This window comes from Neolewinella xylanilytica (genome assembly GCF_002934605.1).
In the GTDB taxonomy this organism is placed as follows: Bacteria; Bacteroidota; Bacteroidia; order Chitinophagales; family Saprospiraceae; genus Neolewinella; species Neolewinella xylanilytica.
This window is the reverse complement of record NZ_PTJC01000006.1, coordinates 1020143-1042455: the sequence shown is the minus strand read 5'-3', so window position 1 is coordinate 1042455 and position 22313 is coordinate 1020143. Positions and strand designations below refer to the sequence as shown.

21 protein-coding genes are annotated in these 22313 nt (G+C 58.5%); 12 read left to right on the top strand and 9 right to left on the bottom strand.

The window, feature by feature from the left end; genetic code table 11:
- The first annotated feature begins 26 nt into the window (after nucleotides 1-26).
- The 3 genes from CLV84_RS13670 to pckA are packed head-to-tail and all read left to right on the top strand — an operon-like array spanning nucleotide 27 to nucleotide 3515.
- Nucleotides 27-1040, top strand: coding sequence for a glycoside hydrolase family 43 protein (locus CLV84_RS13670; protein ID WP_104420349.1), 1014 nt, complete (start codon nucleotides 27-29; stop codon nucleotides 1038-1040).
- A gap of 31 nt (nucleotides 1041-1071) precedes the next feature.
- Nucleotides 1072-1890 carry an SDR family oxidoreductase gene (locus CLV84_RS13665; protein WP_104420348.1) on the top strand — a complete coding sequence of 273 codons (819 nt, stop codon included), beginning with the start codon at nucleotides 1072-1074 and terminating at the stop codon, nucleotides 1888-1890.
- A 44-nt stretch (nucleotides 1891-1934) separates the two neighbouring features.
- Nucleotides 1935-3515, top strand: a complete 1581-nt coding sequence (gene pckA / locus CLV84_RS13660; RefSeq protein ID WP_104420347.1) for a phosphoenolpyruvate carboxykinase (ATP) — start codon at nucleotides 1935-1937, stop codon at nucleotides 3513-3515.
- A gap of 15 nt (nucleotides 3516-3530) precedes the next feature.
- Here the strand turns inward: pckA and CLV84_RS13655 are convergent, their stop codons facing one another.
- Both CLV84_RS13655 and CLV84_RS13650 read right to left on the bottom strand, forming a co-directional pair.
- Nucleotides 3531-4469, bottom strand: coding sequence for a lysophospholipid acyltransferase family protein (locus CLV84_RS13655; protein ID WP_170067705.1), 939 nt, complete (start codon nucleotides 4467-4469; stop codon nucleotides 3531-3533).
- Nucleotides 4470-4478: 9 nt separating this feature from the next.
- Nucleotides 4479-4817: a MerR family transcriptional regulator gene (locus CLV84_RS13650; RefSeq protein ID WP_104420345.1), complete on the bottom strand. Its 339-nt coding sequence runs from the start codon at nucleotides 4815-4817 to the stop codon at nucleotides 4479-4481.
- A 66-nt stretch (nucleotides 4818-4883) separates the two neighbouring features.
- Here CLV84_RS13650 and pxpB point away from each other — a divergent pair, with 66 nt between their 5' ends.
- Together pxpB and CLV84_RS13640 are read left to right on the top strand one after the other, a co-directional pair.
- Nucleotides 4884-5561, top strand: a complete 678-nt coding sequence (pxpB, locus tag CLV84_RS13645) for a 5-oxoprolinase subunit PxpB (protein ID WP_104420344.1) — start codon at nucleotides 4884-4886, stop codon at nucleotides 5559-5561.
- Nucleotides 5546-6400 (top strand): 5-oxoprolinase subunit C family protein, encoded by an 855-nt coding sequence (locus CLV84_RS13640; RefSeq protein WP_104420343.1) that lies wholly within the window; start codon nucleotides 5546-5548, stop codon nucleotides 6398-6400. The genes pxpB and CLV84_RS13640 overlap by 16 nt, the downstream gene beginning before the upstream one ends.
- Here CLV84_RS13640 and CLV84_RS13635 read toward each other — a convergent pair.
- The 7 genes from CLV84_RS13635 to alaS form a co-directional block, all read right to left on the bottom strand.
- Entirely contained in the window at nucleotides 6384-6593 is a 210-nt protein-coding gene (locus tag CLV84_RS13635) for an AtpZ/AtpI family protein (RefSeq protein WP_146088810.1), read from the bottom strand. The genes CLV84_RS13640 and CLV84_RS13635 overlap by 17 nt on opposite strands.
- Entirely contained in the window at nucleotides 6574-7008 is a 435-nt protein-coding gene (locus tag CLV84_RS13630) for a bactofilin family protein (RefSeq protein ID WP_170067704.1), read from the bottom strand. The genes CLV84_RS13635 and CLV84_RS13630 overlap by 20 nt, the downstream gene beginning before the upstream one ends.
- An 82-nt stretch (nucleotides 7009-7090) precedes the next feature.
- Nucleotides 7091-8137 carry a PorP/SprF family type IX secretion system membrane protein gene (locus CLV84_RS13625; RefSeq protein WP_104421187.1) on the bottom strand — a complete coding sequence of 349 codons (1047 nt, stop codon included), beginning with the start codon at nucleotides 8135-8137 and terminating at the stop codon, nucleotides 7091-7093.
- 623 nt (nucleotides 8138-8760) lie between these two features.
- The gene (locus CLV84_RS13620; RefSeq protein ID WP_146088809.1) at nucleotides 8761-11493 is read right to left on the bottom strand and encodes a gliding motility-associated C-terminal domain-containing protein; all 2733 of its coding nucleotides are present in this window, start codon (nucleotides 11491-11493) and stop codon (nucleotides 8761-8763) included.
- Nucleotides 11494-11635: 142 nt separating this feature from the next.
- A complete protein-coding gene (locus CLV84_RS13615) occupies nucleotides 11636-11932 on the bottom strand; it encodes an SCP2 sterol-binding domain-containing protein (RefSeq protein ID WP_104420339.1) in 297 nt (98 codons plus the stop codon).
- Nucleotides 11933-12047: 115 nt separating this feature from the next.
- Nucleotides 12048-12779, bottom strand: coding sequence for a class I SAM-dependent methyltransferase (locus CLV84_RS13610; protein WP_104420338.1), 732 nt, complete (start codon nucleotides 12777-12779; stop codon nucleotides 12048-12050).
- Between the two features lie 186 nt (nucleotides 12780-12965).
- Nucleotides 12966-15584, bottom strand: coding sequence for an alanine--tRNA ligase (alaS, locus tag CLV84_RS13605; protein WP_104420337.1), 2619 nt, complete (start codon nucleotides 15582-15584; stop codon nucleotides 12966-12968).
- 246 nt (nucleotides 15585-15830) lie between these two features.
- On the opposite strand from alaS, the gene CLV84_RS13600 reads away from it, so the two are divergent.
- The 7 genes from CLV84_RS13600 to CLV84_RS13570 all read left to right on the top strand — a co-directional run bounded on the left by CLV84_RS13600 (nucleotide 15831) and on the right by CLV84_RS13570 (nucleotide 22313).
- Nucleotides 15831-16868, top strand: a complete 1038-nt coding sequence (locus tag CLV84_RS13600; protein ID WP_104420336.1) for a rod shape-determining protein — start codon at nucleotides 15831-15833, stop codon at nucleotides 16866-16868.
- On the top strand, nucleotides 16868-17686 hold the full coding sequence (gene mreC, locus CLV84_RS13595; RefSeq protein WP_104420335.1) for a rod shape-determining protein MreC: 819 nt from the start codon (nucleotides 16868-16870) through the stop codon (nucleotides 17684-17686). Before CLV84_RS13600 ends, mreC begins: the two co-directional genes overlap by 1 nt.
- Nucleotides 17683-18207: a hypothetical protein gene (locus CLV84_RS13590; protein ID WP_104420334.1), complete on the top strand. Its 525-nt coding sequence runs from the start codon at nucleotides 17683-17685 to the stop codon at nucleotides 18205-18207. Before mreC ends, CLV84_RS13590 begins: the two co-directional genes overlap by 4 nt.
- A gap of 7 nt (nucleotides 18208-18214) precedes the next feature.
- Nucleotides 18215-20095 (top strand): penicillin-binding protein 2, encoded by a 1881-nt coding sequence (mrdA, locus tag CLV84_RS13585; protein WP_104420333.1) that lies wholly within the window; start codon nucleotides 18215-18217, stop codon nucleotides 20093-20095.
- A 144-nt stretch (nucleotides 20096-20239) separates the two neighbouring features.
- A complete protein-coding gene (locus tag CLV84_RS13580; protein ID WP_104420332.1) occupies nucleotides 20240-20698 on the top strand; it encodes a ferritin-like domain-containing protein in 459 nt (152 codons plus the stop codon).
- A 104-nt stretch (nucleotides 20699-20802) separates the two neighbouring features.
- Nucleotides 20803-21660, top strand: coding sequence for a formyltetrahydrofolate deformylase (purU, locus tag CLV84_RS13575; protein WP_104420331.1), 858 nt, complete (start codon nucleotides 20803-20805; stop codon nucleotides 21658-21660).
- Between the two features lie 2 nt (nucleotides 21661-21662).
- On the top strand, nucleotides 21663-22313 hold the full coding sequence (locus tag CLV84_RS13570) for an ABC transporter ATP-binding protein (RefSeq protein WP_104420330.1): 651 nt from the start codon (nucleotides 21663-21665) through the stop codon (nucleotides 22311-22313).

Sequence of the window (22313 nt, the reverse complement as noted above, 5' to 3'; positions counted from 1 at the left end):
TTCTTCCGAACTACACACTTTCTATTATGGACCAAGAACCCGATTACGAGCAGCTCAAAGCAGCCGCCCTTTCCCAGCCATTAGTATCTCATATTTACACCGCGGACCCTTCGGCTCACGTCTTTAACGGCAAGATTTACATCTACCCTTCCCACGACATAGACGCCGGCATTCCCTTTAACGATAACGGCGATCACTTCGGGATGGAGGATTACCACGTGCTGTCGATGGACGAGCCCTTCGGAAAAACCACGGATCACGGGGTTGCGCTGCACGTCAACGACGTCCCCTGGGCCTCCCGTCAAATGTGGGCTCCCGATGCAGCCGAAAAGAACGGTACCTATTACTTCTACTTCCCCGCCCGCGATCAGGAAGGGCGCTTTCGTATCGGTGTCGCTACTGGCGATCGGCCCGAAGGTCCCTTTACCCCGCGCCCGGAAGCTATAAAGGGTAGTTACTCCATCGATCCGGCGGTCTATGCCGATGAAGATGGTGCATATTATATGTACTTCGGCGGCTTATGGGGAGGCCAGCTGCAGGAATATCGCCAGAACAACTACGACCCCAGCCATGCCGAACCTACGGGGAACACACCCGCTCTCGGACCGCTCGTCGCCCGCTTGCGAGATGACTTGCTCGAGTTTGCCGAGAAACCCAGGGAGATCGAGATCCTCGACGAGGAGGGCAACGTGCTCGTGGCTTCCGATAATGACCGTCGCTTCTTCGAGGCGGCGTGGATGCACCGCCACGCCGGGAAATATTATTTTTCCTACTCCACGGGCGATACGCATTACATCTGTTACGCTACCGGTGATTCTCCCTATGGTCCTTTTACCTACCGCGGGAGAATCATGGAACCCGTCATAGGATGGACCACCCACCATTCCATTTGCGCGGTGGCGGGTAAATATTACTTGTTCTACCACGATTCCGTACTTTCCGGAGGCGTCACGCATCTACGATCCGTCAAAATGGCGGAGATTCACCATCAGGAGGACGGAACCATCCGTACGCTCCATCCATACCCCGGCGGGGAATGATACCACTTTCTAAGTCCATTATAACCTTAGCATGTCCGAGCTTTTTAATCTAACCGGTAAAAACGCACTACTCACCGGAGGAACCGGCGCCCTTGGAACGGCTATGGCCCGGGGACTACTCGCCTCCGGAGCCCGCGTTGCCTTACTCAGCCGCAATCCCGAAAATCTTACCAGCGCCAAGGAGGAATTGGGGGGAGATCCGGAAAACATCCTGCTGTTGCGGGGTGATGTCACGGATGCGGCCTCACTTCGGGACGCCGCCGATGAGCTACGCAAGGAATGGGGAAAGCTGGATATCCTGGTCAATGCCGCGGGCGGCAACCGCCCCGGAGCAACGATCGGTCCGGACCAGACCTTTTTCGACCTACAGATGGAAGATTTTGCCGGAGTGAGTAAACTAAATCTGGACGGTACGGTCATCCCCAGCCTGATTTTCGGTAAAATGCTCACCGAAAACGGAGGCTCGGGCAGCATCGTCAACATCAGTAGCATGGCCGCCGACCGCGCCATTACCCGAGTGGTGGGCTACAGTGCCGCCAAAGCCGGTATCGACAATTTTACGCGTTGGCTGGCCGTGGAAATGGCCCGGAAGTACAATGGTAAGATTCGCGTGAACGCTATTGCTCCGGGATTTTTCATCGGCGAGCAAAACCGGCGGCTACTGCTGAACGAAGACGACACGCTCACGGCAAGGGGGCAGACCATCCTCACCAACACCCCCATGAACCGCTTCGGCGAGGCGGAAGAACTCATGTCGACCCTGGTCTACCTCTGCGCCGATGCCAGCAGTTTCGTCACCGGCATCGTAGTGCCGGTGGATGGCGGATTCAGCGCTTTCTCAGGGGTCTGAGCGGCAAGCTGTAACTTACCGCCCCTAACCAAAGCTTTGCGTTCATGCAACACCACAATCTGCGCGAGAACCTGAAGGTAGCCGCCCTGGTAGAAGATACCATCACCAAAGGACAAGGCCACCTCAGCGACACCGGTGCACTGATTATCAATACCGGTAAGTATACCGGTCGCTCCCCCCAGGATCGCTACATCGTTGAAGACGATATTACCCGCGATACCGTCGACTGGGGCAAGATTAACAAGCCCATTGCGCCGGAAGCTTTTGCCGGCCTGCTTGAAAAGACCCTTGCATACGCCGGAGGACTGGAAGAAGTCTACGTACGCGATGCCTACGCCTGCGCCAGCCGCAAGTACCGGATCAACATCCGGGTATTCACCGAATATCCGTGGCAGAATATGTTTGCCTATAACATGTTTCTTCGGCCGGACGACGAGCGGATCACAAATCTGATATCGGACGAGTGGACCATTTACGCTTTCCCCGGCGTCACCGCCGACCCCGCCGTACACGGCACCCGCCAGGACAACTTCAGCATCATCAACTTTACCGAGAAAACCATCCTCATCGGCGGAACCGCCTATACCGGGGAAATAAAGAAGGGAATCTTCTCGGTACTGAACTACGTGCTGCCCACTCGCCGCAACGTCCTGAGCATGCACTGTTCCGCCAACGTTGGTACGAAGGGGGATACCGCGCTATTCTTCGGTCTTTCCGGTACGGGCAAAACCACGCTGAGTAACGACCCCGATCGCCGGCTGATTGGCGACGACGAGCACGGCTGGAGCCAGGCCAACGTCTTCAACCTCGAGGGCGGTTGCTACGCCAAGGTTATCGACCTCAGCGAATCAAAAGAGCCGCAGATCTACCGGGCCATTAAATTCGGTGCCCTATTGGAAAATATCGGCCTGAAGGAGGATGGCCACACGCCGGACTACGAAGACGACAGCATCACCCAGAATACCCGCGTGAGTTATCCGATCTATCACATCGATAACATCATGTACAACAGCCGTGGCGATCTGCCACGCAACATCTTCTTTCTCACCTGTGATGCCTTCGGCGTCCTTCCCCCTATCAGCAAGCTGACCGCCGAACAGGCCATGTACCAGTTCATCAGTGGCTATACGGCCAAGATTGCGGGTACGGAGGCGGGCATTACCGAGCCCCAGGTAACTTTCTCGGCCTGCTTCGGTGCCCCCTTCATTCCCCTTCACCCGACGCATTACGCGGACATGCTCGGCAGCAAGCTGAAAGAATCGGAGCAGGAAGGCGAACCCATCAATGTCTGGCTTATCAACACCGGATGGACCGGCGGAGCCTACGGAGAAGGTTCCCGGATCGAGTTGGCCTTTACCCGTGCCATGATCAAAGCTGCCCTGACCGGCGCATTGGACGACGTACCGTACGTCGCCGATCCGGTCTTCGGCCTGCAACGTCCCGTGAGCTGTCCGGACGTTCCTAATGCCATGTTGAACCCGCGGGATACCTGGCGCAACGAAGCGGAATACGACAAAGCCGCCCAACGACTGGCTCAGCTTTTCCACAATAACTTCGCGAACTTCGCCGACCAAGCTGACGAGGGCATCCTCTCGGCCGGACCGAAGACCGCCGTAACTCAGTAGCCGGCCTTACGGCAGTTACCCTTCCGGATCGTATTCGGGAGGTAGGTGATCCTTCGTCCGTAGCAACTCCGCCACCCGGTCGGGTACTCCGCGCTTCCAGCGGCGGTGGCTCCACAACCAGGTGGCGGGGTCGCGACGGATTTCGTGCTCCAACCGGCGGGCAAAGCATTCCGTAATGAATCCCGGCTCGGTTTCCCGGGGCTCATCCGTGATGGGAATCAGCTTTGCCGTGTAATACCCCCTACCCTGCCGGCGCAGATTCATGTAGTAGACCGGGCGATCATGGCGCACCGCATACCGCTCCGGCCCGGCGAGAAAGGCCGTGGTACGGCCTAAAAACTCGGTCCAGTGGAGCTTTTGCCAACGCGCATTGCTCGGCGACTGATCGGCGACGAAAAACTCGACGGTGGGCGTTCCATCGTGGGTATCGAAGTACTCCTGCACCACCCGCCGGGAAACGAGCTGGGTTCCCGTACGTCCCCGATTGACGCGAAATAGCCGATCGAGCACCGCGTTGTTCAGCGGGCTGTAGATGCCCATGACTTGGAATCCGGCAAACTGAGGTTGGAAAGAAAGCGCTGCTATCTCCCAATTGCTGAAGTGGGCGCCGTAAGCAATGAAGCTTCGGCCCGCAACACGGAGGTGATCCACCACTTCGGGATTGACGACCCTGCACCTGCGCACCGCCGCCCCCTCGCTCATGCTAAAGAGCTTAACGCTCTCGGCGACGCTGTCGAAGAAGAAACCGTAATAATCACGCGCCAACCGCGTCACTTCCCGCTCCGTATAAGCCGGAAACGAACGCCGGATATTATCCACCACCACGGCTTTGCGGTACCCAACGAGGTGCCAGTTCAGCCATTCGAGGGCGGCGGACACCCCGTACATGACGGACCACGGCAGGTAACTGAGCGGGATAAAAACGAGATAATACAGCAGGTAGGCCAACGGCAATACGATAAATTAAGCCGGGTCGCGAAGCAGTTCGAGCCGGCGACGTATTTCGGTGAGGCGGGTGATGATCTGTTGCTTTTCCGCGCCGGGCGCGTCGGCGTTCGCGATTTCCTTGCGGGCCCCTTCGAGGGTGAAACCGCGATCGCGAACCAGGTGATAGACCTGCTGCAGCTGGGCGATGTTTTCCTTCGTGAAACGGCGGTCGCCGCGGCTGTTTTTATTCGGCTTGATGTGGCCGAATTCGTTTTCCCAAAAGCGGATCAGTGACGTATTGACGCCTAATTTCTTCGCCACTTCCCCGATGGAATAGTAGCGTTTGAGGTCATCATCGGTTTTTTCTTTTGCCATCGGAGCGTGCCGGTTTAATCCGGCTGGAAAGTACGACGTTTTGGGCAATTAGGCTACCTTGCCGAGGTGCGCACCCCCCGCTCCATAAAGGATTTCGGCCCGGAAGCCCTGCTGCTGGAATGGGAACAGCGCATCGACCCCGCCATCCACCGGGGTGTGATGTCCTACGCCGCTACCCTCGGCCGGCTCGATGGTGTGGCGGAGTGCATTCCGTCCTACGCTTCCCTGCTGGTCCGCTTTGATGGCCCCGCGGACCGCTGGCGGGAGCGGCTGTACGCGCTGCGAGTAAGCGAGCAGCCGGATACGGTTGGTTCCGCTCACCGCATACCGGTCTGCTACGGGGGGGAGTACGGACCCGACCTGGCGGATGTAGGCGCTGCTTCCGACCTATCCGAAGCGGAAGTCGTGCGGCTGCATACCCGAATACCATACCGGGTGTACCTGATCGGTTACCGGCCCGGCTTTGCCTTTATGGGGGAGCTCGACCCCCGGATCGCCGTGGCCAGGCGGGACGACCCGCGGCGTAGCGTACCGGCCGGGTCGGTCGGTCTGGCCGGAACGCAGACGGGTATTTACCCGGTGGACTCCCCCGGTGGCTGGCAACTTATCGGTTACTGCCCGCTGCCCCTCCTTGACAAGGCCGGCCGCACCCGCTTTCAAACCGGTGACCTGGTTACCTTCCACGCGGTCGACGCCGACCAGCTGGAACAGCTGATCATTTCGGACGCATGGCCCAACGACTGACCATCACCTGCCTCGGAAGCGGCACCGGCGCGCTTTTCGTAGATCGCGGACGGCCCGGCCACCGTGCCCGGGGAATCGCCGGAGGGGGGGCGGCAGATCGAGATTCCGCTGCGTTCGCCAACCGCCTACTCGACCAGCAACCGGATCACTGCTGCCTGGAGGTCACCCTCGCCGGCGGAAAATGGAAATGGGAAGGGGAAGGCCAGATCGCCCTGACGGGTGCCGAGGTGGACTGGCGAATGGACGATCGGCCGGTACGGCGTGAATCGGTCCTTTCGATCCGTGGCCAAGGAATACTGGCGGGTGGATTCTCCCGGGCGGGATGTCGGGCCTACGTCGGCATCCGGGGTAATTGGGAACTGCCGACGGTTTTGGGAAGTGTGGAAAGGGGGCTACCGGGCGCGGCGGCTATCGTTAGCGGCTATTCCTGGAGCGTAGGGTCCGCTTCCCCCGTGCCGCCGAGGCAATCGGAGGGGCAGCCGGAAGGCACGAAGGCAAAGCTCGTGCACCTACGCACCGTTCCCGGCCCGGAGTGGGAACTCCTGAGCCGGGAACGACAGCATTGGCTGATGCACCAGTCTTTTAAAGTGGGCCGGGACAGCAACCGGCAGGGAATTCGCCTGGAAGGCGACGACTCGCCCTCCGGCGATGTACCCACCCTACTCAGTGGTCCGGTCTTACCCGGCACCGTTCAGTTCACCCCTTCCGGTCCCATTCTCCTCGGACCGGACGCACAAACGATTGGCGGCTATCCGAGGGTACTCTTGGTGGTAGGTAACCTATCTCCGGCCTTTCAATTGCGGCCGGGGGAAGCCCTGCGCTTCAGAGCAGATCTTTAATACTGACCCAGAGCCCGCCGACCACGCCGAGGAGGCTCATGGCCACGGTGATCCAGGGATTGGTCCCGAATTGACCGTCGAGGTACAGACCGATGGCTACGCTGATCCCGATCGTGGCGATCAGTTGCGCGCCCAGGCCCATGTACTTGGTCCAGGCTCGTCCGTCATCGCCCTTAGGCTTTGACGGCGGCACCGTTGGACTTGTGCTTTTCGTGTTCCGCCGTACCGTTCATGCTGCCGTTGGAAGACTTGGCGAATCCGGCTGCCGGGTCTTTGTCGCCCGTGATGGTACACTGGCCGTCGATGAGGCAGCCCGAACCGACAGCCATCTTGCTGGCGCGGACGTTGCCCTTTACGCGGGCGGTGTCTTTGAGGGTGAGCAGATCGCGCACGATGATGGTGCCGGAAAAGGTGCCTTCAATCATGGCATTCTGGCAATCGACGTCGCCGGTAATGGATCCGCGCTCACCGATGATCAACTTGGCTTTGCAAACGAGGTCACCGTCCAGTTTGCCATCGATGCGGATGTCGCCTCCGGCCTGAATGTTGCCTTTGATGGAGGTGTGTTCGTCGATGGTGTTGACACCACCGGAAGGAGCAGAAGGCATAGGGCCGGGGGATTTTTTGGGGGTTTCTTTCCCGTTTCCAAACATGAGATTAGGATTATATTTTATGAGAGAACCTAAGGCATCAGAACTGGGGGCAGTATACTCCCCGGCGCTGACTACCGCAAATCTTGTACTGCAGCGACAATTCGAAACCGCCGTTTCCGTCGGTGGCCACCCGCAGGTCGCTGGTATTAATATCGTAGCTAAAGCCCAGCGCGAAGTTTTCGTAGTCGAAGCGGGTGCTAAGAATGATGGCGTCGGTTAGGACGCTGCTGTCGAGCCGGTTACTGACCCGCGTCCAGATGCCGACCTGGAACGCTTGGCTGGCGGCGTTGCGTCCCGCATCGAGCAGGAATTTCAGGTTCGTACCGGCGTTCACCTGGAAGCTGGGACCCTGCGTCATCAAAATGGCGCCGGGCACGAGCCCGAAACGGCGATTGAGCATGAATTCACCGCCGGCGTGGGCGGTAAAGCGAGTGTACAGCAAATCCTCTCCTTCCAGGTCGAAGCTCTGATTGGCCCGGTTCAGGTGGTGTAGGGCACCGCCGGCGTACAGGCTGTTGTTTTCGTCGAAAACCATGAACCAGAGCAAACCGGCCGCCATGTCGGAAAAAAGGAATTCGTCGCGGTCCAGGGTATTCTCGCCACTGGGCAGCCCACCGTTAAAACCACCATCTCCGTCGTGCTGTGATCCCCAGCGAAGGGCCAGGAAATCGAGGCTGCGCTGCGCCGCGCCTACTTCGGCTCCGGCTACCAGATAGTTGCCGTAATCACGGGCACCACCCAGCTTCTTGCTGTAACTGGCACTGAGTTTACCGGTCGTAGTGGCGAAGCTGGCCTCACCCGCGCGGTCGCCCCAGAAGGTACCGCCTACGCCGAAAAAGTCGTTGCGGCCTACAGCAATCCGCTGGTCGTAGCTCACGCTGTAGGTTTGAAAGGCATTGCTGCCCAACACCGAAGCCCACTGACTGCGGTAGTTCAGCGCGATACGGCTGTTGCAGTTCATCACCCCCGTCATGGCCGGATTCAGGTTGAGGGGCGACATGTAGAACTGCGAAAAGTGGATATCCTGCGCCTGTAGGGAAAAGGCAAACAGGATCACGAAGCAAAGAGTATGGACTAACTTCATATTCAAGGGGGAGGTATACACACAAAAACGCGCCGCAAGGCACAAGTTTACAAGCTAACGAACCCTAATTGCGGATTAGTCTTTCGGAATAAAAAAGACCGGTCGCGCATGCGCAGCCGGTCCGGAAATAAACACCTAAAACCCTATTATTCGTATTGGGAGCGAAGCCTTTCGCCCGAACGCGATCCAAACAGCTGCAATCTCGCAGACAATTGCTTGAATAAACGTCTAGTGCGAAAATAGGCGTAAAAATCCAATAGTGAAAGGGCAGACGAAAAAAAACGGTTGATACATCGATTTTAAATGTCGAAACTACAATTATGTACCCGCCAGACCGTCACCGCACTACCAACTTTGCCCCCTATCGGCCGTCCGGCGTCCGGCTTAGTGACTGAATCCGGATCGGTAAGCATCGTATGGCAGCAGCGCGACGGCACCCGGGTTTGACCCGGTCCGCTTAGGGTCGGAGGGCGCGTTGCTGCCGCCATACGGTATACGGTTTGGCGCCTCCGACCGATAAATATTGCTTACTCGTCCAAAGGAAGCCGGCTTCCCCGGGCTGGGGAACAGGAATGCCCCGCAGTGATTGCGATCGGCGCGTGCGCGTGCTGGAAATCGGTGAGTTACCGGCCCGTGATCAGCTCGATGTACCCGCTCACCGGTTCTTCGGAGGCGGCAACCCCATCCAGGCGACGCTCGAACACCGTACCTACGTAGTAATAGGTACCGGAGGGGAGGGACTCACCGGCGAGATTCTCCCCGTTCCACCGTATTCCCGGGTCCTGGGTCTCAAAAACGAGCTGCCCCCACCGATTGAAGATCTTGAACTCCACCCGTTCGATAAAGCACAGCCCGCGGGGAACGAAAAAGTCGTTGTCCCCGTCGCCGTTGGGCGTGAAGGCATTCGGAAGATCGTAAATGGGACAATTCGTAACGCAGACCTGGTTGCTGGGCAGACTTTCATTACCGTTTGCATCTACCGCCGTAATGGTGTAACAGCCCACGATTCCATCCGGAGGCGTATGGTCGAAGCGGAGGATATCCGTACTTTCTACTTGGGCGACGAGCGCAGGTGCGGCGGAACTGTCGGCCGTAAAGTATATCCGGTAGGTGACCACGTCATCGTCTCCACACACCTCTCCGCTCGGAACCCATTCGATGATGTTGAAGAGATTCTCGTCGACCGTACAGTCAACGCCCCGGTCACAGACGCTTTCCACCATTAATTGGGGCGGACAGGGGGAAACGTTGTCGATAGGAACCAGGCAAAACTCCTGGCTGCGGTTGAGTAGCGGAGACGGAATATCGTCGACGTTGTACGAGCCGCGGGCCCGCACGAAATAGCAGTACGTTTCGCCGTTGACCAGTTCGGAATCCCGGAAGCTTGCTTCGCTTACCGTGGTCAGGCTATCGTAGGTCGTTGCGCCGGGGAGGCGGCGGAAAACGTCGTAGCTTTCGTTTGTCCAGGGCACCTGCTCGGTCCAGGTCAAATCGACGGCCCGGTCGGTCGGGCTTCCTCCCAGCCGGACACTGCTCGCGGGCTGTGCTTCACCCAATGGCTCGTTCTCGTTGTTCACGAACAACTCAATGCGGTAGCTGTAGGCGTTTGCTTCGGTATCCAGATTCTGGTCGGTATAGCACGTATCGACGGCGTCGCCAAAAAAGGGAGAAGTATAGGTGGCAATTTCGCTGAAGGCACCGGGTTCCGTGGTTTGACCCACCGCCCGACTCAGTACGTAGCGGTATGGCCCGGGGTTCTGGAGGGTATCCAGGCTCAGCGGGTCGGGAAGAACCCAGCAGACATCGATTTGTCCGTCGGTAGCGCCGGTCGACAAGACGTCTACCTTGGTAAGCAGGGGAATATCCCGCGCCAGCTGGACGCATACCTCCTGGGAAGGAATCGATTCGAACTCCTCGAAAATGAAGCCCGTGCTCTGCGTGATGCGCGCCATCACCGCCACCACCCGGTAGCAGTAGGTTCGCCCGCGCTCTACGTCGTCGTCGATGAAAAAGTAGCGGCCGTCGGCGAGATCGCTCACTTCGCCGTCGGATATCTGGGTATACCCTCTACCGGCCAGGCCGGTCTCGCAGGTGTCGGGCACGAAACTGTTGCTTCCCTCCCGACGCCAGACGGTGAACCCGAGGAAATCGGGATTGGCATTGTCTTCACAGGCGTACGGGCTCTCCCAGTTGATGGTGATCTCTTCGTCTTCCACGGCGGCACGCACATCCTCCGGGGGCGGGGGCACCACGCGGATACTTACCGAACGTAGGGTAGCCAGTCCCGATGGTCGCGGGGGACCGTCGTCTACGGCGCGGAGCACGATGAAGTACTCCTGGTTACTGATGTCGTTGCAAGTGGTCTGCCACCGGAATCGCCTGCGCAGCGGATCGGGTTCGTAAGCGGGTGGATTCGCATTCACCGGCGTGAAAGTGGCCGGATTATCTGCGAGGTCGAACGGGCGGCCGGAGGCGGTGAGAAAAATCTCCTGCTCCGTATCCGATAGCGGCGCGGTAGCGACTACGTCAAACTCGACCACCTCACCGGCTACGACGCAGATCTCCTCCCGGTCGATCTCGATCACCGGGGGGTCGTTGGAGCAGTCGTCCACGAACACCTGCATATCCCGTACCAGCGTATCCAGGGGAATACCGTTCCGAAACGACTTCACCATGAAGGCCAGGTTATACTCTCCCGGGATGCCGGGGGAATCCCAGGTGATCTGCCCGGTGCGGGGATTGATTTCCAGGCTTCCGGTCGCGCCGTTGATCTGATTGGGCAGTACGTAGCTGGGAATGGGTGCTCGGGGCGCGAAAGTCGGGGTAGTGAATTCGAAGGCCAGGCTGTCTCCGTCGACGTCGAAAGCCCCGGGGTTGTGGGTCCATACCGAGCCGATACAGGCATTATCGATGGGCTCCTGACTCAGCTGCGGGGAAGTATTGCAGCCATTCACGATCGGGTTGACCAGCGAATAGGAGGTGAAAACGCTGAAGGGGATGTTGACGGACTGCGCTCCGATGTTCCGTACGTTGCGGACCCGGTTGACGTCCTGAAAGCTGAGTACGTAGCGACCGAAGGACGGGTACCGGTGGCACATCCGGTACTCGTTACGCTGAATGCCGGGAGTCGAGGTCGGAATGATCTCCGTTCTACCGATCATTTCGCGGGTGCCGTCGCCCCAGATGATTTCGAGGCTGTCGCGGTCTACCTCCGTCTGGGCCGTTTCGGTGTAGGTGATGATCGTGGCGCATACCCGCAGCTGGTCGTTCACGTTGTTGCAGTCCCCCTCCGCTTCCACGATGATTTCACCCGCCCGGTTGTGGGTACCGGTCAGCACCAGGGGGAGAACGGTCAAAAGAACTAGTAAAATTCGCAGGAGCATGGACCAAGAGATTATTCGGGCAACGGCGTGTGGATGCCGTTAACGGAAGAAACACATAATCCGGCAAATTGCTTCGACACGGTGCGGGTACCGGCCCGATTTGTCTTACCGGAAGCTAAGACAGCAGGCCTTGGAGCTTCATGGCCAGGCCCATGTCGCCCTGGATCTTCACTTTACCCGACATCATAGCCATCATCGGGTTTAGTTTTCCGCTACGTAGCTGGTCGAGTACGTCGACGGAAGTGATCACGGTAGTATCCGCCTCCTTGTCTTCGTTCGTCACTTTGGCCTGATCTTCCGTCATGTCGATGAAGATGACGCCCTCATCGAGTTGCAGTTTGATGCTTTTACCGAGCTTCGGGGCATTGGCCGCGGCTTTGGCAACGCCGTCGTTGAGTTCCTGAAAGGTCATGATCTTATGGTTTGGCGACAAGGTAGAATAAATCACCCGGATGGCGAATTTTCGCCCTCCCACGGTCCGTTGGGTTTTTTGCTACTTCCCCGCTGTTGTGCCGGGGGGGTCACCTTCAGTCAGCCGCCCCGGGATGCAGCCGATAGTGAAAACTTATCAGCTTGAAGTCCACCGGAATTCGGTCCCCTACCGCGTAGCGCCCTGCCAGCCGGGCAGTAAGCTCTTCCGCTGGATTTTCGCTCCCGAACTTGGCCGACAGTAGGGTTCGGCACCAGTCCTCGGCCAGTATGGTGTAGGCAAGCTGCTGCGCCTCCATGATCAACAGCACCTCCGATTTCAGGTCCTGCAGCTTGCTCACGGTACCGGTCTCATCCACCGGAAGTTGACAATCCCAGCGGTATGCATTCACCGGCGGCTCGAAGGGACCTACCCCAAGCGCCGACAGGAATGGACGCGGGTCGAAGCGGTAATCATATACGACTACGTGGGACCCCGGCTTACCCACCCGCCGTATCTCCTGCAAGGCCGCCCCACCGTCCAGATAGAAGAGCGAGCCGGCAAAGGTGATGACATCCACCGACTTATCGGCCACCGGCCACCGGCCGCCAGACCATCGCCGATACCGGATCCGGGGTTCGGGCTTAGCTTTGGCTAACATGGCCCGGCTGTTATCCAGGGCGGTTACCTCCCAACAATGATTCAGGAGTGCCCGCGCTGAATGCCCCACCCCGCAACCTACATCCACTCCCCGCCCGAAAACCCGTTCTCCAAAGTAGTGAGAGAGCGGCACGTCGTGCAGTTCCGGACGGTAGCCCGCATAGATGTTGGCTTTGAAATCGTCGTACATTGGTTTTGCTTCTTAGGCCATAGTCGTCCGCACAGGAGGCAACAGTCGTCCGCACAGCTTTGCTGGTCGGCCGACGGGCCGGAGAATGAGATCTCCCCAAACGCTGGGCCGACGAGCAGACAACCATCTCGTCAACCGTATTGCTCCTACGGATAGCTCGGCGGACCAGCCGGGCCGGCGGACCCGCTAGCTCACCAGCTTCCGGGCGTGCTCCAGCACCGCCGGAATACCCCCCGGCTCCTTACCCCCCGCCGTAGCGAAGAACGGCTGACCGCCTCCGCCGCCACGAATGTGCTTCGCGAGTTCCCGCACCAGGCTACCCGCGTTCAGTTTGCTTTCCGCCAATCCCTTACTGATCGCTAGGGTGAGCAAGGCTTTTCCCTCGTTCTCACTGGCAAGCAAGACGAAAGCATGCTCATTCTCCCCCGTCAGTTGAAAGGCCAGGTTCTTTATGGCGGCCGGATCGGTCAAATCCACTTTGCGGGCGAGGAAGTTGACCCCATTGATCATCTCGAAAGATTCTTCCAGCTCTCCCTTCAAATTGCCGGCCTGCGCGGCTTGTAGCTTATCGAGTTCCTTTTTTAGGCTGCGGTTCTCGTCCTGCAGATTGCGGACGGCGCCGGAAAGATCGGAAGCTCCCTTGAGTGCGTCGCGCACCTCCTCCAGTAAGGCCAATCTACCGTGCACGTACCACTCCGCCCGTAAAGCCGTGACGCCCTCGATACGCCGCACTCCGGCCGCGAGGGCGCTTTCGTTGGTGATTTTGAACAGACCCAGTTCGCCGGTATGCTTGACGTGGGTACCGCCGCAGAGCTCGGAACTGTAGTCCGGGTCGAAGGTGATGATGCGCACTTTGTCTCCGTACTTCTCGCCGAAAAGCATCATGGCGCCGCTATTCCGGGCTTCGGCGATGGGCACGTCGCGACGCTCCAGCAAGGGGATATTTTCGCGGATGCGGGCGTTGACCATTAGTTCGATCTCCCGCAGTTGCTCGGTGGTCGGACGCTCGAAGTGACTGAAGTCGAAACGGAATTTACCCGCCTGCACGTCCTGCCCCTTCTGGACGGCGTGTTCGCCCAGCACCCGGTGGAGAGCGGCGTGCAGCAGGTGAGCCGCGGTGTGGTTATTGCTGATGGCCTGCCGCTCCTGGGCCGTTACCTCAGTGTAAACGTCCGCTTCCGGATCGGTGGGGAGTTTATCGACTACGTGTACCGTTAGGTCGTTTTCCTTCTGCGTGTCAATCACTTTCAGGGTCTCCTCCCCTACCCGGATGGTACCCCGGTCACCGGCCTGCCCCCCGCTTTCGCCGTAGAAGGGGGTGCGGTCCAGGACCAACTGGTACTGGGGCTGGTCCTTCACCTTCACCGTGCGGTACTTGGTTACGCGGGACCCGGCATCGGAGAGCACGTCGTATCCGATGAACACGGATGGCTCGTCACTGACCACGGTCCAGTCGCCCACCTCCTTGGCCGCATCCTTCCGGCTGCGGGCCTTTTGTCGTTGGAGTGCCAGGTTGAATCCTTCCTCGTCAACTTTTATCCCGCGCTCCGCCGCCATAATGCGCGTCAGGTCGATCGGGAAGCCGAAAGTATCGTACAATTCGAAGGCATCTTCACCGCTGATCCTTCCGGATTCGGTATCCAGGGCCGCGAAGCGCTCCAGACCGTTCTCCAGCGTGTGTAGGAAAGAGCGCTCCTCGGATTCGATGATCCGCGCGATCTGCTCCTGCTGCCGCTCCAGCTCGGGAAAGGCATGGCCCATCTCTCGGACCAGTACCGGCATGAGCCGATACAGCACGGGTTGCTGCTGGCCGAGGAAAGAATACGCGTAGCGAACGGCCCGCCGCAGGATGCGCCGCACCACGTAGCCAGCCCCGCCGCTGCCGGGGAGTTGGCCATCGGCGATAGTAAAGGCTACGGCCCGTAAGTGATCGGCTACCACGCGCATGGCCATATCGGCCTTGGCGTCCGGTGCGTAGCTGCTGCCGTAGGGCTTGCCGGTGAGCCGTTCGATCTCCCCGATGATGGGGGTAAAGATGTCCGTATCGTAGGTCGCGTCCTTCCCCTGCAGTACCATGCAGAGGCGCTCGAAGCCCATGCCGGTGTCTACGTGGCGCTCGGGCAGGTTGACGAGGCTGCCGTCGGCCTTACGGTTGAACTGGATAAATACGTTGTTCCAGATTTCTACTACCCCGCTGCCGTCCACGTTCACCAGGTCGCGGCCGGGGGTGTGGGCGCGCTCGGCGTCGGGGCGGACGTCCACGTGAATTTCCGTGCAGGGACCGCAGGGGCCGGACTCCCCCATTTCCCAGAAGTTATCCTTTTTATTGCCGTAGAGAATGCGGTCGTCGGGCAGCACGCGCTGCCAGAACCCCCTGGCTTCGTCGTCGCGGGGAATGCCCTCGTCGGGGGCGCCTTCGAAGACGGTGGCGTAGAGGCGATCGGCGGAGATGCCCAGCCGCTCGGTGAGCAACTCCCAGCTCCAGGCGATGGCTTCGTCCTTGAAGTAATCGCCGAAGCTCCAGTTGCCGAGCATCTCGAACATGGTATGGTGGGTACCGTCGCGGCCCACGTCGTCCAGGTCGTTGTGCTTACCGCTCACGCGCATGCACTTCTGGGTATCGGCCACCCGCCGCTTGTCGGGCACCTTGTCGCCGAGGAAAAAATCCTTGAACTGGTTCATCCCCGCGTTGGTAAACAGCAGGGAGGGGTCGCTTTTATTCACGATCGGTGCGGAGGGAACAATCTTATGCTCCTTTTCGCGGAAAAAGTCGAGAAAAGCGGTACGGATTTCGGAAGCGGTCATGGCCGCAAAGGTATTACGCCGGCGCAGATTCGACCGGCTGCGCGGAACACGAATTTATGGGGCGGCGGAGCGCGGGTGCAATGAAACACAATCGGCGACCGTTCAGGAAAATAGTGCTTATAATGCGCGGTATTCCATCTTTGGAATAATCATGGAATAAGGATCCAGGCTCACTACCTACTCCACTACTATTTTACGACCTTTGCGAACTAAACTCTGACCCTCACCGGTCTGCAACTTAGGGGAATGCGATTTTTGAACTTTTTTAAACAGGAACTGGCCGTCGATTTGGGAACGGCCAACACACTCATCATGCAGAACGGGGAGATCGTCATCGACGAGCCCTCCATCGTAGCGATCGACCGAAAATCGGAAGAAACCATCGCGGTGGGCCGGCGGGCGATGCAGATGCACGAGAAGACCCACGAGAACATTCAGACGGTCCGGCCGCTGAAGGACGGCGTCATTGCCGACTTCCGCGCCGCCGAGCAGATGATCAAGGGGTTGATCGACATGATCGGGCGTCGACGGGCTTTTTTCTCCCACCTGAAGATGGTTATTTGCATTCCCAGCGGCATTACCGAGGTCGAGAAGCGCGCCGTATTCGAAAGCGCGGCCCGCGTTGATGCCAAGGAAACCTACCTTATCTACGAACCCATGGCCGCCGCCCTGGGCATCGGCCTGGACGTCGAGGAGCCCGTCGGCAACATGATCATCGACATTGGGGGCGGCACCACGGAAATTGCCGTTATCGCCCTGTCGGGCATCGTGAGTGATCAGTCGATCCGCATTGCCGGCGACGAGCTCACCGACAACATCGTCAACTACATGCGCAAAACCCACAATATGTTGATCGGGGAGCGCACCGCCGAGCAGATCAAAATCCACGTGGGCAGCGCCCTCCCAGAGCTGGAGGATCCGCCGGCTGACTTCAGCATCAACGGCCGGGATCTTCTGAACGGCATTCCCCGCCAGATCACGGTCACCTACCAGGAGATCGCCGGCGCGCTGGACGAATCCATCACCCAGATCGAAGACGCGGTGATTCGCGCCCTGGAAACCATCCCGCCCGAGTTGGCCAGCGATATTTACAGTACGGGGCTATACCTGACCGGCGGTGGAGCGATGCTGCGCGGCCTCGACAAGCGCCTGAGCAAGAAGACCCAGTTGCCCGTGCACGTAGCCGAAGATCCGCTCTTGGCGGTGGTCCGGGGCACGAGCAAGGCCCTTTCCGACACCCGTCGCTATAAATCCATTCTCGTACCCGCAAGCAGCGTTAGTTAATGGGGAGACTGCTGCGCATCCTTCTTCACAGTAGCGGCTTCTTTACTTTTGCCGTCCTACAGTTGCTGTGCCTGTACCTCATTGTACACCACAACGATACGCAGCGGAAAATATGGGCGGAAACCAAGTTCGTCTACGGTTCCTACTTCACCAAACAGGTTTCCGACCGGCTGGCGTTTCTCGACGTGGCCCGGGAGAACGAAATCCTGCGCCGGGAAAACGCGGCCCTACTGAGTCGCATTCCCGGCTCGGGCTACAACACCTCGGTGGATACGAGTACCGTAGTGGATTCGCTGATGCAGCAGCGCTTTACCTACCTGGCGAGCCGGGTGGTGAGCAAATCACCCTACGGCCCCTACAATACGCTGGTGATCGACCGGGGTTCCAATCTTGGCGTCGAACGCGGACAGGGAGTCGTAGCGGATGGCGGACTGCTCGGCATCGTCAGTGAAGTCACCCCGCGGCACGCCCGGGTCATCAGCCTCCTGCACCTGGATACCCGGGTCAGCGCCGGGCTCGATAACAACGCCTTCGGAACCCTGCGGTGGGACGGTCACGACCCTCGCCGGGTAACCCTTACCGACATGCCGGATTACGTCCCCGTGGCCCCCAATGATACCATTTTCACCACCGGATATTCCAATGTTTACCCCACCGGCTTGCCGATCGGCATCGTGGAAAGCAGCGAGCCCATGCCCGGTACCGGTAGCCAGCACCTTACGGTGGTCCTGCTGAACGATCCCCTACTGGCCGCTACCGGCTACGTGGTCCGCGACCTGTTCAAGGAAGAACTCGAACGACTGAATCAGGTAAAATGAACACCTCGGCCCTGGTAAACAGCAGCCTGCGCTTCGTACTGCTCCTGCTCGTCCAGGTCTTTATTTTCAACCAGGTAGCCTGGGGATGGGGGCAAGGCGATCTCCTGTTCGTATTCGTTTACCCGCTCTTCGTGGCCATGCTTCCCCTTCGGTTGCCGCGCCCCGCCGTCATCCTGCTCGGATTTCTCCTCGGCCTTTCGGTTGATTTCTTCAGCGAAACCATCGGCTTGCACGCCGGAGCCCTGACCCTCACCGCCTATCTCCGTCCGTTCATCCTGCGACTGATCCAACCCCGAGATGGCTACAATATCAAGGCCAACCCGAGCATTTATGATATGGGGGGTGGCTGGATGTTCCGTTACCTCGCCCTCCTGTTGCTGGCGCACCTCGTGATGTTTTTTTTATTGCAGACCTTTTCGATCTATTTCTTAAGCGACATCGTTTTAAAAACCGTATTTTCCCTACCGGCCAGCCTCGTAGTCACCTTTGCGATCGTGCTGATTTTCAACCCTAAAGCATAGCCCCGGAATGCCGAAAGAGACCCTTGACGTACGCACCGTCAGTATCCGCGCCATCATGATCGCGGTACTCCTGCTACTGCTGGGTAAAGCCTTTCACCTGCAGGTCGTCAGCGACACCTGGCGCACGCGTGCCGACCGGGTAGGCAACAGCCAGATCGACCAGTACCCCGCCCGGGGCCTGATGCTCGACCGCAACGGCAAGTTGTTGACGATCAATGAACCGATCTACCAGATCGAGTTGACCTACAACCAATTCGCCGCCAAAGCCGAAGCCTTCGATACGACCCGATTCTGCCAGTTGCTGGGCATCACCCGCGACTACTTCGAAGAGGCCATTCCGGATAAGTGGGGCGGGAAGTTCAGTCCTTCCAAACCCTTCACGTTTCTGGCCAACGTTTCACCGACGGTCTACGCAACCTTCCAGGAAAACCTCTTCCAGTTTCCCGGCTTTTCCGCTACGCTACGCTCTTCCCGCAATTACCCCCACCAGGTAGCCGCTCACTTGCTCGGGTACATGGGTGAGGTCAGTCAGCACACGATCGACCAAGGGGAGGGTCGCTACAGCGGTGGCGATTACCACGGTATATCCGGTCTCGAATATCAGTATGAGCCGGCCCTGCGCGGCGACAAGGGGCGGCGGTTCGTATACCGTGACCGCCTGGGCCGCGAGGCCGGAGAGGTGCTCGACGGAGCGCTGGACGTTAACGCTACGGTAGGCACCGACCTGGTGACCACCATCGACCTCGACCTTCAGGCCTACGGGGAAGAACTTATGGTTAACAAAATCGGGAGCATCGTCGCCCTGGAACCCTCTACCGGGGAGGTGCTGACCATGATTTCCGCGCCGACCTACGACCCGCGCTCGCTGCGGATCGGCCGGGATCGGGGCCGTTCATTCGTCGACCTCCAGCAGGATACCCTGCAGCCGCTCCTGAATCGGGCGATCAATGGCAAATACCCCCCCGGCAGTCCGTTTAAGACCCTTGTAGCCTTGATCGCCATGGAGACCGGGACGCTCGAGCCCGACCGTGGCATTCAGTGTTACGGTGGATTTACCAGTGGCGGGCGCGTGCTGCTAGGTTGCCACAACCACCCCTACTGTCGCTCGGTCGAGGACGCCATCGCCCAAAGCTGCAATGCCTACTTCGTCACCGCCTGGTTAGAAAACATCAACCGCTACGGCAGCCTGACGCCCGAGCAGGGGCTGGATGAGTTTAACGAATACCTGTACCAATTTGGATTGGGCAGTAAGCTCGGTATCGACTTCCCCGGTGAAATCGCCGGAAACGTACCGACGTCCGAATACTACACGAAGCGCTTCGCCGAAGACCAGTTCTGGCGGGCTATCTGGATCCGCTCGCTGGCTATCGGACAGGGCGAATACGAATTGACGGCCCTGCAGACCGCCAACATGGCCGCCGCCATTGCCAATCGCGGCCACTGGTATACCCCCCACCTCGTCCGGGAAGTACAGGAAGGTAACCAGGGTGAGGTCCGAACCATCGAACCCGAACGCCACGACATCGATATCCGGCGCGAATACTTCGAGACCGTCGTACGGGGCATGCGCAAAACCGTAACCGAAGGTACCGCACGCGTCGCCGACGTGCCGGGCATCGAAATCTGCGGGAAGACGGGTACCATCCAGAACACCTACGGCGACCACTCCAGCTTCGTGGCCTTCGCTCCGGCCGACGACCCGAAGATCGCCATAATGGTGTACGTGGAAAACGGCGGTTTCGGCGGGTCTGTCGCCGCCCCCATTGCCAGTCTGATGATTGAAAAATACATCAACGGGGAAATCGCCGAAAAACGCAAGTGGGTCGAGCAGCGTATGCTGGATAAAGACATGACCCAGCGGGGGGAAAGCACCATCCGGGTAAAGTAACCCCCATACAATTTTTCATCCGAGACCGAACGTCTGCCAGTTGCCTTACGTTAGATAAGTGTAAGTAACGCGATAGCGGAAACTTACATATATCAATTTCTATTATCTGATGGAGATACCCTCTCCTCACCAAAATATTTATCTATGGATACCGTCAGCAACGAACAGACCAAAGGACTCAACAAATTAATCACTACGCTCTACGACGGAGAAAACGGTTACAAGGAAGCCGCTGAGGAAGTCGACAGCGTATCGTTGGCTACTAAGTTTCGCGAAATGAGCCAACAGCGCTACAATTTCGGACACGAAATTAAGCCCTTCATTACCCAGCTGGGCGGTAAAGTGGACAAAGGCGGCAGCACCGGTGCCGCGTTGCACCGCGCATGGATCGACCTCAAATCCGCTCTCGCCACTCAAGACGAGGCCGCGGTTCTGCAGGAATGTATTCGTGGTGACGAGCACGCGATCGAAACGTACCGTGGTGTCCTCAACGACACGAGCTACTCCAGCGACGCCCGTCAGGTGATCACGCGCCAGCTCGAAACCTTCGAGCGCAACGTTGCCGAGTTGAAGCAACTCAAGCAGACCTATAAAAACGTGTAGGAAGACCCTTCCGATCACGTCATGCGAAGACCCCTTCACCGTAAGTGAAGGGGTCTTCTTAGTTTGGCGACAGGCGTTATCTTCGCACGTTAATACGACTCCCTTTGACCGATAGTGCCATACTCCTGATCCATTGCCCCGACCAGGCCGGCCTGGTTGCCCAGGTTACCGAATTCGTTCATCGCAACCGGGGCAACATCATTAACCTGGATCAGCACGTCGACCGGTCGATCGGCCACTTTTTTATGCGCATCGAATGGGATTTGGAGGGCTTTTTGATCCCGCGCGAGAAGATCAACGATTACTTCGACACCCTGTTGGGCAAGACGTACGATATGAAATGGCAACTCCACTTCAGTCAGCGAAAGCCCAAAATAGCCGTATTCGTGAGTAAAGCAAGTCATTGCCTATTCGACCTGCTGCAACGGCACGGCACGGGAGAATTCGACTGTGAGATCACCGCTATCGTCAGCAACCACCGCCAGTTGGAAGGTTTAGCCTCCCGCTTCGACATTCCCTTCCACTACTTCCCTATTACGGCGGAAAACAAAGCCGAGCAGGAAGCGGAGACGAGCCGGATACTGCGGGAGGCGGAAACCGATTTGATCGTGCTGGCCCGGTATATGCAAGTCCTGTCCAACGATTTTTGCCAGTCGTGGGCCCATCGGATCATTAATATTCACCACTCCTTCTTACCCGCCTTTAAAGGAGCCCGCCCCTACGAGCGTGCATTCGAACGGGGCGTCAAATTGATCGGAGCGACAAGTCATTACGTCACGGCGGATCTGGACGAAGGCCCCATTATCGCCCAATCCGTCGAACCGGTAACCCACCACCATACCATCGAAGATCTCAAGCGCATTGGTAAGGATGTCGAAAAGCGGGTACTCAGCCAGGCCGTTTACCTGCATCTGCGCCACCTCATCCTGCCCTTCGGCAACCGCACCATAATCTTTAATTAACCATGCTGGAGGCTACCAATATCCGTAAAAGCTACGGCGAGCTCGATGTACTTCGTGGCGTCGATCTCAGTATCCAATCCGCCGAAGTGGTCAGTATTGTCGGCAAGAGCGGCGCGGGTAAAAGTACCCTGCTCCACATTCTCGGCACCCTGGATCGGCCCGATACCGGTCAGTTACGCATCGACGGAGAAGAGGTTTTCGGCATGCGTGATAAGCGGCTGGCGGCCTTCCGGAACGAGCGTATCGGCTTCGTCTTTCAGTTTCACCACCTCCTGCCCGAGTTTACCGCCCTGGAAAACGTCTGCATCCCGGCCTACATCGGTAATCGCGACCAGCAACTCGCGGAGCAAAGGGGACGGGAACTGCTCGATTACCTTGGACTGAAGAACCGCGCCGGCCACAAGCCCGGCCAACTGAGCGGCGGAGAACAGCAGCGGGTGGCGGTAGCCCGCGCGTTAATGAACGAGCCAGCCATCGTGTTCGCCGACGAACCCAGTGGCAATCTGGATTCGGTTAATTCCCGGGAACTGCACGATCTCCTCTTTCGGTTGCGCGATGACTTTTCGCAGAGCTTCGTCATCGTCACCCACAACGAATCCCTGGCGCAAATGAGTGACCGCCGACTGGAAATGATCGACGGCGTACTCGTGTGA

Coding starts and splice junctions, on each gene's coding strand:
- mreC (WP_104420335.1), top strand. CDS start 16,868: ATGGGGAGACTGCTGCGCATCCTTCTTCACAGTAGCGGCTTCTTTACT.
- CLV84_RS13665 (WP_104420348.1), top strand. CDS start 1,072: ATGTCCGAGCTTTTTAATCTAACCGGTAAAAACGCACTACTCACCGGA.
- CLV84_RS13600 (WP_104420336.1), top strand. CDS start 15,831: ATGCGATTTTTGAACTTTTTTAAACAGGAACTGGCCGTCGATTTGGGA.
- CLV84_RS13615 (WP_104420339.1), bottom strand. CDS start 11,932: ATGACCTTTCAGGAACTCAACGACGGCGTTGCCAAAGCCGCGGCCAAT.
- CLV84_RS13590 (WP_104420334.1), top strand. CDS start 17,683: ATGAACACCTCGGCCCTGGTAAACAGCAGCCTGCGCTTCGTACTGCTC.
- CLV84_RS13580 (WP_104420332.1), top strand. CDS start 20,240: ATGGATACCGTCAGCAACGAACAGACCAAAGGACTCAACAAATTAATC.
- CLV84_RS13625 (WP_104421187.1), bottom strand. CDS start 8,137: ATGAAGTTAGTCCATACTCTTTGCTTCGTGATCCTGTTTGCCTTTTCC.
- pckA (WP_104420347.1), top strand. CDS start 1,935: ATGCAACACCACAATCTGCGCGAGAACCTGAAGGTAGCCGCCCTGGTA.
- CLV84_RS13650 (WP_104420345.1), bottom strand. CDS start 4,817: ATGGCAAAAGAAAAAACCGATGATGACCTCAAACGCTACTATTCCATC.
- alaS (WP_104420337.1), bottom strand. CDS start 15,584: ATGACCGCTTCCGAAATCCGTACCGCTTTTCTCGACTTTTTCCGCGAA.
- CLV84_RS13570 (WP_104420330.1), top strand. CDS start 21,663: ATGCTGGAGGCTACCAATATCCGTAAAAGCTACGGCGAGCTCGATGTA.
- CLV84_RS13610 (WP_104420338.1), bottom strand. CDS start 12,779: ATGTACGACGATTTCAAAGCCAACATCTATGCGGGCTACCGTCCGGAA.
- mrdA (WP_104420333.1), top strand. CDS start 18,215: ATGCCGAAAGAGACCCTTGACGTACGCACCGTCAGTATCCGCGCCATC.
- CLV84_RS13630 (WP_170067704.1), bottom strand. CDS start 7,008: ATGCCTTCTGCTCCTTCCGGTGGTGTCAACACCATCGACGAACACACC.
- CLV84_RS13670 (WP_104420349.1), top strand. CDS start 27: ATGGACCAAGAACCCGATTACGAGCAGCTCAAAGCAGCCGCCCTTTCC.
- CLV84_RS13640 (WP_104420343.1), top strand. CDS start 5,546: ATGGCCCAACGACTGACCATCACCTGCCTCGGAAGCGGCACCGGCGCG.